This is a genomic window from Nocardia sp. CS682 (genome assembly GCF_004634405.1).
Classification (GTDB): Bacteria; Actinomycetota; Actinomycetes; order Mycobacteriales; family Mycobacteriaceae; genus Nocardia; species Nocardia ninae.
Window position 1 is genome coordinate 5,509,823 of record NZ_CP029710.1, and the last position, 12,546, is coordinate 5,522,368.

Genomic DNA, 12,546 nt, shown 5'->3' on the forward strand with positions numbered 1-12,546 from the left:
CCTAAAAACATGACTAGGGTCACTCGGGACCGGTTTGCCGAATCAGGGCAGCCGTTGCAAGTGTGGCGTAAACATGTTCGACAGGCAGGATGAGCAGAGTTTCATGGTTCGTGTAGTGGGGGACGTGCGGTCGGCTCGGCGACGGGGAAGCAAGACCCTGGCACTGGTGACCGCATGACGCGTCCCGCTCGTGTCCGCCCGGCCCGAACCCGGCGGCCCCGGGTCATCACGCTGCCGCAGCTGATGGCGACGGCTGTCGAAGCGAACCCCGACGGCATCGCCCTGCGCTACGCCGACGCCACCGCGACACTGGCGCAGGTGAGCTACGCCGAGCTCGACGAGCGGTCGACCCGGCTGGCGCGGCTGCTCATCGACCGCGGTATCGGCCCGGAAGACCTCGTCGCGATCGGCATTCCGCGCTCGATCGAGTCCGTGCTCGCGGTCTGGGCGGTGGCCAAGTCCGGCGCAGGCTTCGTGCCGGTGGACCCGAACTACCCGGCCGACCGGGTCGAGCACATGGTGAAGGACTCCGGCGCGGTCTTCGGCCTGACCACCAGGCAGGCGGCGACCCAGCTGCCCGGGCAGGTCGAATGGCTTGCCATCGACGGTGATTCGACGCTGCACTCGCTCGAACAGCACTCGACCGAGCCGATCACCAACGCCGATCGGGTGCGTCAGCTGCGCGCCGAGCATCCGGCCTGGGTGATCTACACCTCCGGTTCGACGGGCGCGCCGAAGGGCGTCGTGGCCACCCAGGCCGGGATCGCCGGTTTCTGCGAGGAGCAGCGCACCCACTACGGCGTCACCAGTACCGCACGTACCCTGCACTTCTCGTCGCCGTCGTTCGACGCGTCGATGCTGGAGATGCTGCTCGCGCTCGGCGGCGCGGCGACCATGGTCGTGGTCGCGCCGACGGTGTTCGGCGGCGACGATCTGGCCGAGCTGCTGCGCCGGGAACGGGTGACCCACGCGTTCATCACCCCCGCCGCGCTGGCCTCCATCGATCCCGCCGGTCTGGACGACCTCGGGGTCGTCGCGGTCGGCGGCGAGGCGTGGCCGCCGGATCTGGTGCGGCGCTGGCTGCTTCCGGTGTCCGGCGGGATGCGGGCGCTGTTCAACATCTACGGGCCGACCGAGACCACCATCGTGGTGAACATCGGTGCGCCGCTGGAGCTGGACGCGCCGCTGACCATCGGCGGGCCGATCCGCGGCGTCACCGAATACGTGCTGGACGAGCGGCTCTCGCCGGTGCCGGACGGCGTGGTCGGCGAGCTATACATTTCGGGCTCCCAGGTGGCGCGCGGTTACCACGAGCGCCCTGCGCTCACCGCGACGCGCTTCATCGCGAACCCGTTCGACCCCACCGGTTCTCGGCTGTACCGCTCCGGCGACCTGGTCCGCTGGACGGCGGATGGCAGGCTGGAGTACGCGGGCCGCAACGACTTCCAGGTGCAGGTGCGTGGTTTCCGCATCGAGCTCGGCGAGATCGACGCGGTACTCGCCGCACACGACAGCGTGGACTTCGCGGTCACCATCGGCCACCAGCTCGACAGCGGCGCCACGATTCTGGCTTCCTACGTGCTCGCGGCCCCCGGTGCGGCGGTGGCCACCGACGAGCTGATCGCGCTCGCCGAGCGCAAGCTGCCCGCGCACATGGTGCCCACCAGCATCACGGTGCTCGACGAGATCCCGCTGACCCCGGTCGGCAAGCTGGACCGGCGCGCGCTACCGGCACCGCAGTTGCAGACCAAGGAATTCCGTGCGCCCAGCGGCGAACTGGAGCTGCTGGTCGCGGACATCTTCGCGGAGCTGCTCGATGCCGACACCGCGATCGGCGCCGACGACGACTTCTTCGCCCTCGGCGGCAACTCGCTGATCGCCACCAAGGTGGTGGCCAGGCTCGGCGCGCAGATCGGCGCGCGCGTCCCGGCCCGGACGGTTTTCGAGGCACCGACGGTCGCCGGTCTGGCGGCCCGGCTCGAGCCGATCGCGGGATCGGGCGGGCGGCAGGCCTTGACGCGGATGCCGCGCCCCGAACACATTCCGTTGTCGCTGGCGCAGCAGCGGATGTGGTTCCTGAACCAGTTCGACACCGCGTCGGCGGCGAACAATATTCCGTTCGCGATCCGGTTGTCCGGCGCGCTGGACGTGCCCGCGTTGCAGGCGGCGGTCGCCGACCTGGTCGAGCGGCACGAGACCCTGCGCACGGTCTACCCGGCGGTGGACGGCACCGGCTACCAGGTGGTGTTGCCTGCGGCGCAGGCGATTCCGGAGCTGGTGGTGACCGAGCTCGCGGCGTCGGCGCTGCCGAACACGCTGGCCGAGTTCATGCTGGCCGGTTTCGACGTGGCGGCCGAGGTGCCGCTGCGGATGGCGCTGTTCCAGGTGGGCAGCGACGATTACGTGCTCGCGGTGGTCGTGCACCACATCGCGGCCGACGGCACCTCGATGGCGCCGATGGTGCAAGACCTGACCGTCGCCTACTTCGCGCGCGCCGGGGGCACCGCGCCCGATTGGGCGCCGTTGCCGGTGCAGTACGCCGACTACGCGCTGTGGCAGCGCGCGATGCTCGGCGACGAGAACGATCCGCGGTCGGTGGCCGCCGCCCAGATCGATTACTGGCGAACCGCTTTGGCGGGTCTGCCCGGCCGGCTCGAGCTGCCGACGGACCGACCAAGGCCAGCGCTGGCCTCCGGTCGCGGTGGGGTCTACACGTTCGAGGTGGACGCCCAGATCCGGGCGAAGCTCGAGGCGATCGCACTGGACACGGGCGCCTCACTGTTCATGGTGGTGCACGCGGCCTTCGCCGCGCTGCTGGCCAGGTTGTCGGGGGCCGCCGACATCGCCATCGGCACTCCCGTGGCGGGCCGCGGCGAGGCCGAGCTGGACGGACTGATCGGCATGTTCGTCAACATGCTCGTGCTGCGCACCGACACCGCGCCGGGCAAGTCGTTCCGTGAGCTGGTCGAGGCCGCCAAAAAGGCGGACCTGGCGGCCTTCTCGCATGTCGAGCTGCCGTTCGAGCGGCTGGTCGAGGTGCTCGATCCCGCCCGTTCGCAGGCACACCATCCGCTGTTCCAGGTGGCGCTGTTCTTCCAGAACATGGACAAGCCCGCGTTGGAACTACCGGGGCTGTCCGCGGCGGCGCTCGATCTCGACGGCGCGGCAGCCAAATTCGACCTGCAGTTGACCGTCACCCCGCACGAGGGCGACGACGCAGGCATGTCGGCCACGTTCACCTATGCCACCGACCTGTTCGACGAGGCGACGATCGCGCGCTTCGCCGCCCGGCTGCGCCGGCTGCTCCGTTCGGTCACCGCCGATCCCGACCGCGCGTTCGGCGATGCCGACCTGCTGTCGCTGGTCGAGCGGGATCGAATCCTGTTCGAGTGGAACGACACCCGGCAGCGGGTGGCACCGGATCTGCTGCTCGACGGCTATCGGCAGATGGTGGCCACGACCCCGGATGCTGTCGCGCTGGCTTACGAGGGCACCGAGCTCACTTATCGTGAGTTCGATCAGCGGGTGAACCAGCTTGCCCGGCTGTTGATTTCGCAGGGTGTCGGTGCGGAGTCGCTGGTAGGACTGGCGATTCGGCGTTCGCTGGATCTTGTTGTCGGCATGTATGCGATCGTGACGGCCGGTGGCGCTTACGTGCCGTTGGATCCGGATCATCCGGCCGAGCGGATCGCGCACATCCTCGATACCGCGCAACCCGCCTGTGTCGTGACAACTTCCACTGACGCGGCCGCCGTGCCCGCCGGCGTTGCGACCGTGACCATCGACACCGCCGATCTGGCGCGGTTCGACAGTGCCCCGGTCCGCAAGGACGAGCTGCTGCGGAAGGTGCTGCCGCAGCATCCCGCGTATGTCATCTTCACGTCGGGCTCGACCGGTCGCCCCAAGGGTGTCGCGGTCTCGCACGCGGCGATCAACAACCAGATCGAGTGGATGCTGGCGGAGTACCCGCTCAACCAGGACGACGTCTACCTGCAGAAGACCGCGACCACGTTCGACGTGTCGCTGTGGGGCTTCTTCATGCCGCTGCGCGTCGGCGCGAAACTGGTCGTCGCGACCCCGGACGGCCATCGCGACCCGGCCTACGTCGCGGAAACCATTGCCGCGCAGTCGGTGACGGTCACCGACTTCGTGCCGTCGATGCTGACGATCTTCGCGGCGCACACCGCGAAGGGCGCTGTGCCGACGCTGGAGCAGATCTTCGTGATCGGCGAGGCGCTGCCGCCGGAGACGGTCACCGCGGTGCACGCGGTGATCGACGCGGACGTGCACAACCTCTACGGGCCGACCGAGGCCGCGGTGTCGGTGACCTACTGGCCGGCCGACGGGTCGGATACCCGCTCGGTGCCGATCGGGTTGCCGCAGTGGAACACTCAGGTCTACGTGCTGGACTCGCGGTTGCGCCCCGTGCCCGACGGTGTGGCGGGCGAGCTGTATCTGGCCGGTGATCAACTGGCTCGCGGCTACGTCCGCAGGCCGGACCTGACGGCGGATCGCTTCGTGGCGAGCCCGTTCGGCGCCGGTCAGCGCATGTACCGCACCGGCGATCTGGTGGTGTGGCGCAAGGCCTCCGGTGCCGACGCCGACGACGAGATGGTGCTGGACTACCTCGGCCGCACCGACTTCCAGGTGAAGTTCCGCGGCCAGCGCATCGAGCTCGGCGAGATCGAGACCGCCCTGCTCGCCCACGATTCGGTGAGCCAAGCCGTCGCACTGGTCAGCCAGTCGTCGCTCGGTGACCAGCTGGTCGCCTACACGGTCGCCGCGCCCGGCGCGCACCTCGATCCGCAGGAGCTGCGGGCCGCCGTCGCGGAAACACTGCCCGCCTACATGGTTCCGGCCGCCATCGTCGCGCTCGACGCGTTCCCGCTGAACCCCAGCGGCAAGCTCGATCGCAAGGCGCTGCCGGAGCCGATGTTCACCGCGCGTGAATTCCGAGCGCCCGCAACGGCGGTCGAGGAGATCATTGCCGGCGTGTTCGGCGAGGTGCTCGGCCTGGCCAGGGTCGGCGCCGACGACGACTTCTTCGCCCTCGGCGGCAACTCGCTCATCGCCACCCAGGTGGTGGCGCGGCTCGGTGCCGCGGTCGGCGGCCGGGTGCCGGTGCGGACGCTGTTCGAGGCGCCCACCGTGGCCGGTCTGGCGGCGGTGATCGACTCGCAGGTGCACGGACGCCCCGGTGTCGAGCTCGGCAGCATCGCGCGACCGGACCAGTTGCCGCTGTCGCTGGCGCAGCGCCGGATGTGGTTCCTCAACCGCTTCGACCAGGACGACGAGACGGCCGGATCGGCCGCCTACAACCTGCCGTTCGCGCTGCGGCTGACCGGTGCGCTGGATGTGGCCGCGCTCGGCGCGGCGCTGCACGACGTGGTGGCGCGGCACGAGGTGCTGCGCACCGTGTACCCGGAAACGGCCGACGGCCCGATCCAGGTGGTGTTGCCGCCCAACGGTGTTGCCCTCGATGTCACGCCGCGGGTACTGAGCGAAGCCGACGTGGCGGGCGCGGTGTACGCGCTGGCGTCGAGTTCGTTCGACGTGACCGCCGAGGTTCCGGTCCGGGTGGCGCTGCTGCAGGTCGACGGTGTGGCGGACACGTATGTGCTGGCCGTCGTGGTGCACCACATCGCCGCCGACGGTTCCTCGATGGGCCCGCTGGCGCGCGACGTGATGATCGCCTACGCCGCGCGGACCGCGGGCGAGGCGCCGAGCTGGGCGCCGCTGCGGGTGCAGTACGCCGACTACGCGTTGTGGCAGCGGGCGGTGCTCGGCGCCGAGTCAGACGCCGAATCGATTGCCGCGCAGCAGATCAGCTTCTGGCGCGCGCACCTGGCCGACCTGCCGGATCTGCTCGAGTTGCCGACGGATCGGCCGCGCCCGGCCATCGCGTCGATGGCCGGTGCCCGGGTGGACGTGCGGATCGATGCGGCCACCCATGCCGGTCTCGTGGAACTCGCTCGCGCGCACGGTGCGACGCTGTTCATGGTCGTGCACACCGCGCTGGCCGTGCTGCTGGCCCGGCTTTCGGGCGCCACGGACGTGGCCATCGGCACGCCGCTGGCCGGCCGTGGTGAGCGCGAGCTCGACGACCTGATCGGCATGTTCGTGAACACGGTGGTGTTCCGGACCCGGTTCGAGTCGGGCGAGTCGTTCGCCGAATTGCTGACCAGGCAGCGGGAATCCGATCTGCAGGCGTTCGCGCACGCGGACATCCCGTTCGAGCGGCTGGTCGAGGTGCTCAACCCGCCCCGGTCGACCGCGCATCACCCGCTGTTCCAGGTGGGTTTGTCGTTCCAGAACATCGCGCGCACCGCGCTCGAACTCCCCGGGCTCACGGTCGCTGGGCTGGACGCGGATCTGGCCGTGTCGCAGTTCGATCTGCACCTGATCGTGGGCGACGGCTACGACGAGTCGGGTGTGCCCACCGGCATGGGTGGGTTCTTCACCTATGCGACAGATCTTTTCGACGCCGCGACGGTGCAGGGCTTCGCCGAGCGGTTGACGCGGATTCTCGCCGCCGTGGTGGCGGACGCGCGGGTGCCGGTCGGTGATATCGAGATCCTCGATGCGGCCGAACGCGATGCGGTACTGGCGCATTGGAACGTGACCGAGCAGCAGGTCGACGAGTCGGCGACGCTGGTCTCGCTGTTGGACGCCGCTGTGGCGGCCGATCCGCGATCCGTGGCGCTGGTGGCGGATCTGCCTGCGGGTCGTGTGAAGGTGACCTACGGCGAGCTGGATGCTCGGGTGAATCGCCTTGCCCGGTATCTCGTTTCGATCGGTGTCGGTCCGGAGTCGCGGGTCGCGCTGGCGTTCCCGCGTTCGATCGATCTGATCGTGGCGATGTATGCGGTGGCGAAGTCCGGTGGCGCGTATGTGCCGGTGGATCCCGCGCAGGCGGCCGAGCGTACGAGCTACATCCTCGAGTCCGCGGCACCGGTGTGTGTGCTGACCAACGCTTCGGCCGAGTTCGATACCCCGGTAGCGCCTTTGGTGCGGATCGATGAGCTCGACCTCGAGGGACTGGATTCTTCCCCGGTTACCGATGCCGATCGGATTGCGCCGTTGCGTCCGGCGAATACGGCGTATGTGATCTTTACGTCGGGTTCGACGGGTCGGCCGAAGGGTGTGGCGGTTTCGCATGCGGCTATTGCGAATCAGTTGCAGTGGAAGGTCACTGAGTTCGGGTTGGATGCGGCGGATGCGATTCTGCTGAAGACGGCTGCGACGTTTGATCTTTCGGTGTGGGAGTTCTGGTCGGCGGCGGTGTGCGGTGGTCGTTTGGTGATCGCGGCGCCTGATGGTCATCAGGATCCGGCGTATCTGAACGAGTTGATGGCTCGTGAGTGGGTCACCACGCTGCACGTGGTTCCCTCCATGCTCGATGCATTGGCGACCGCGGACTTCCCGACCTCCCTGTGGCGGGTATTGGCGATCGGCGAGGCCCTGCCCGGTGGATTGGCGCAACGCTTCCTGCGCGACTATCCCCGCGTCGAGCTGTTCAACCTCTATGGCCCGACCGAGGCCGCGGTGTCGATCACCAGCCATCGGGTCACCCGCAACGATCAGGCATCGGTGCCGGTCGGTGCGCCCGAGTGGAACAGCCAAGTCTTCGTGCTGGATTCGCGGTTGCGGCCGGTCCCGGTCGGTGTCTCCGGTGAGCTCTATCTGGCCGGTGCGCAGCTCGCGCGTGGTTACTTCGGCCGGGCGGATCTGACGTCGGATCGGTTCGTGGCCAATCCGTTCCAGGCCGGTGAGCGGATGTACCGCACCGGTGACTTGGTGGCGTGGAACGCCTCTGGTGAGCTGGAGTACCGGGGCCGCACCGACTTCCAGGTGAAGATTCGTGGTTTCCGGATCGAGTTGGGTGAGATCGAGGCCGCGCTGCTGGCACTGCCACAGATCGCCCAGGCAGCGGTTATCGCCAAGTCCGACCCGCGCACCGGTGACCGCCTCGTCGCTTACCTGGTCCCGGCGACCACCGCCGTCGATGTGGCGCAGGTGAAGTCGGCGCTGATCGATGGTTTGCCGTCGTACATGGTGCCGTCGGCGTTCGTGGTGCTCGATGCGTTGCCGCTCAATGTGAACGGCAAGTTGGACCGGAAAGCACTGCCGGAGCCGGAGTTCGAGGCTCAGGTCTTCCGTGCTCCCTCCACGCCGATCGAGGAGATTGTGGCCTCGGTGTATGCCGAGGTGCTCGGCGTCGAGCAGGTCGGGGCCGACGACGACTTCTTCGGCCTCGGCGGTAACTCGCTGCTGGCCACGCAGGTCGCCGCAAGAATCGGTGCCGCGCTGGACTCCCGTGTCCCCGTTCGTACTCTGTTCGAAGCCTCGACCGTCGCGGGCTTGGCCGCCAAGGTCGAGCAGCACGCGGGCACCGGCGGTCGCAAAGCCCTGGTCGCAGGGCCGCGTCCGGAGCAGATTCCGCTGTCGCTGGCGCAGCAGCGCATGTGGTTCCTGAACCAGTTCGACACCGCCTCGGCCGTCTACAACATCCCGGCCGCCATCCGCCTGTCCGGCGACCTCGACGTCGCCGCATTGCAAGCGGCGGTGCGCGATCTGGTGGCCCGCCACGAGATCCTGCGCACCACCTACCCGCAGTCCCAGCACGGCCCGGTCCAGTCCATCGCCGAGCAGGTACCGGTCGATCTCGCGCCCGCGCGCATCGACGCGGCCGACGTGCCGGACGCGGTATATCGCGTCGTCGCAGCGGGTTTCGACGTCACCACCGAGGTGCCGTTCCGCGCGAAGCTGTTCGATGTCGCCGACACCGCCGACCACGTCCTGGTCTTCGTGGCCCATCACATCAGCGCCGACGGCTGGTCGATGGGCCCGCTGACCCGCGACCTGGTGCTGGCCTACGCCGCCCGCACCGGCGGCCAGGCACCGGCCTGGGCGCCGCTGCCGGTCCAGTACGCGGACTACAGCATCTGGCAGCGCGACGTGCTCGGCGCCGAGGACGACCCGCAGAGCCTGATCGCCCAGCAGGCCGAATACTGGCGCACCGCGCTGGCCGCGCTGCCCGACGAACTGGCCCTGCCCGCGGACCGCCCGAGACCGGCCACGGCGTCCTATCGGGGCGCGACGCTGGACTTCGACATCGACGCGGATCTGCACGCCGCCCTCGAACGCGTTGCCCAGCAGCACAACTCGACCCTGTTCATGGTGGTGCACGCGGCGCTGGCCGTCCTGCTGTCGCGGCTGTCCGGCAGCACCGACATCGCCATCGGCACCCCGGTGGCCGGTCGAGGCGAGGCCGAACTCGACGACATGATCGGCATGTTCGTCAACACCCTGGTGTTGCGCAACGAGATCGAGCCGGGCGCCACCTTCGACGCGTTGCTCGCCGACGTCCGGCAAACCGACGTGGCCGCCTTCGGCCACGCCGACCTGCCGTTCGAACGCCTGGTGGAGTTGCTGGATCCGGTTCGCTCCGCGGCGCGGCATCCGCTGTTCCAGGTGATGCTGGTCTTCCAGAACCTGGCGCAGACCTCGCTCGAGCTGCCCGGACTCACCGTGTCCGGCATCGACCCGCAGGTTCAGCCCGCCAAGTTCGACCTGCAACTGACGGTCGCGGAACAGCCCGACACACAAGGCATCTCGGCGGTCCTCACCTACGCGACCGACCTGTTCGACGCCGCGACCGTGCAGAACTTCGCCGACCGTTTCCGCCGCATCCTCGCGGCGGTGGCGGCCGACGACGCGGTAGTGATCGGCGATATCGACCTGCTCGCCGCCGGTGAACGCGAACTGGTCCTGCACGAATGGAATTCGCTGGGCGCCTGGGTGCCCGGCGCCACGCTGCCCGGCCTCATCGCCGATCAGGTGTGGCGTCGCCCGGACGCCATCGCCATCCGGTTCGGTGACCGCACACTGACCTTCCGTGAGTTGCAACGCCGCGCCAACCAGGTGGCCCGCGCACTGATCGCCCAGGGCGCAGGCCCGGAATCGCTGGTGGCCGTTGCCGTTCCGCGCACCGAGGACCTCCCGGTCGCGCTGCTCGGTGTACTCGCCACCGGTGCCGCCTACCTGCCGATCGACTCCACCTACCCGGCGCAGCGGCTGGAATTCATGCTCGCCGACGCCGCCCCGGTCTGCGTGCTGACCACGCTGGACGAACGCGCCGCGGTACCCGCCGGTGACCTGCCCGTCGTCTTGTTCGAGGAGACAGCGGCGTTCGCCGACGCGCCCATCCACGACGCGGACCGGCTCGCGCCGCTGCACCCCGACAATCTGGCCTACGTCATCTACACCTCGGGCTCGACCGGCGTGCCGAAGGGCGTCGGTGTCGCGCACCGCAATGTCGTCGAGCTGTTCGCGAACACCCAGACTCTCTTCCGGTTCGACGAGAACGACGTCTGGACGCTGTTCCACTCGTTCGCCTTCGACTTCTCGGTGTGGGAGCTGTGGTGTGGTCTCGCGCACGGCGGCGCCGTCGTCGTGGTCGACTACCTGACCTCGCGGTCGCCGGAACAGTTCCGCGAGTTGCTGATTCGCGAACGCGTGACGGTGCTGAACCAAACCCCGTCCGCCTTCTACCAATTGGTGGAGGCCGACCGGGCCGCCGAGCCGGACGCGCTGGCGCTGCGCTACGTGGTGTTCGGCGGTGAGGCCCTGGATCTGCGCAAGCTCGAGCGCTGGTACGAACGGCACGGCGCGGCAACCCGTCTGGTCAACATGTACGGCATCACCGAGACCACGGTGCACGTGTCGTTCCTGCCGCTGGACGAGCGGGACCGGCACAATCCGGCCAGCGTCATCGGCCGCGCGATTCCCGGTCTGGACGCCTACGTGCTCGACCCGCGCCTGCATCCGACCCCGCTGGACGTGCCCGGCGAGATCCACGTCGTCGGTGCGCAACTGTCCCGCGGTTACCTGGGCAGGCCCGGCCTCACCGCGACCCGTTTCGTGGCAAATCCGTTCGGCGCGCCCGGTTCGCGCATGTACCGCACCGGCGACGTCGGCCGCTGGCGGGACTGCGGCGACAAGGCGCAGCTCGAATACGCCGGTCGCAGTGACCAGCAGGTGCAGCTGCGCGGTTTCCGGATCGAACTCGGCGAGGTCGAGGCGGCCTTGCTGCGGTGCGACGGCGTGCATCAGGCTGTCGCCCTGGTCCGTTCGGACGGCAACGGCGATCGGCTGATCGGCTACGTGGTCGCCGCCAGCGCCATCGACCCGGTGACCGTCCGTGCCCAGGCCGCGCAGTTCCTGACCGGCTACATGGTGCCGGATGCGATCGTGGCGCTCGACGCACTCCCGCTGACGCCGAACGGCAAGCTCGACCGCAAGGCCCTGCCCGCTCCGGAATTCGTCAGCGGCACCGTCTTCCGGGCACCGAGCTCGCCACTGGAGCAGACGGTCGCACAGGTCTTCGAAGATCTGCTCGGCGCGGAGACGGTCGGGCTCGATGACGACTTCTTCGCACTCGGCGGCAACTCGCTGCTGGCCGCGCAGGCGGTCGGCCGGCTGCGCGAGGCCACCGGCGCCACGGTCAGCGTGCAGTGGTTCTTCACCGACGCCACGGTGGCCGGCCTCGTCGCGCGGGTCGACACCGCGGGGGAGTCCGATGCCGACGCCGCGATGCAGGTCCTGCTGCCGATCCGCACCGGCGGCGCCGCGGCGCCGCTGTTCTGCCTGCACCCGATGTACGGCCTGGCCTGGAGCTACGCGGGGCTCACTCAGTTCCTGCCCGCCGACCAGCCGATCTACGGCGTGCAGTCACCGGCGCTGGCCGAGGACGGCGACCTGCCCGCCTCGATCGCCGAGCTGGCGCACCGCTACGTCAGCGAGATCAGGACCGTGCAACCGCACGGGCCGTACCGGCTGCTCGGCTGGTCGCTCGGCGGCGTGCTCGCCCATGCGATCGCGACCGAGCTGCAGGCCGACGGCGAGCAGGTCGCGCTGCTGGCCATGATGGACAGCCACCCGAACCCCGACGTCGCGGGCTTCCGCGCGGCGGTGCGCGGCGCGCTGGCCGAACTCGGGCTCGGCAGCGACCTGATCGCCGACGAGGACGACATCTACGACCTGAGCGACCAGGCCCTGGCCGCGCTGCACGCGATGATCCCGCCGGAACTGGTCGCCCTGACCCCCGACCGGTTGCGTCGTATCTACCGCAGTGCGGTCCGCTCGGCCGAATTGATCGCCGAGCACCGTCCAGGGGTATTCCACGGCGCGCTCGAGTACTTCAGCGCCGCCGTGGCCGATCCCGCGGATGTGCTTCGCGCCACTGCGACCGACTGGGCTCCGCACGTCACGGGTGCGGTGCACGACCGGCCGATCGGGGTGACGCACGCGCAGATGACCGCACCGGAGGCGCTGGCCGACATCGGTGCTCAGCTGGCCGTTCTGCTCGATACCTCGAGCTGAGCGGCCCCTGCCGAGGTGAGATCACCAATCGCGCCTCGGCAGGGAATAATCGTTCCCGGCGCTCGTTTCGCGCGGTCGGGGAGCGGTCTGTGGCACAGATCGCGAGGGCTGTGTTCGGTGTGCGCCGGTGCGGTCGGTAACGATGGGTATGCGCGCATTCGA

General features: G+C 69.2%; 1 pseudogene. It reads left to right on the top strand.

The window, feature by feature from the left end:
• Nucleotides 1-222 precede the first annotated feature (222 nt).
• Nucleotides 223-12,384, top strand: a pseudogene (locus tag DMB37_RS24900) (amino acid adenylation domain-containing protein); the annotation flags it as partial.
• Between the last annotated feature and the right edge of the window lie 162 nt (nt 12,385-12,546).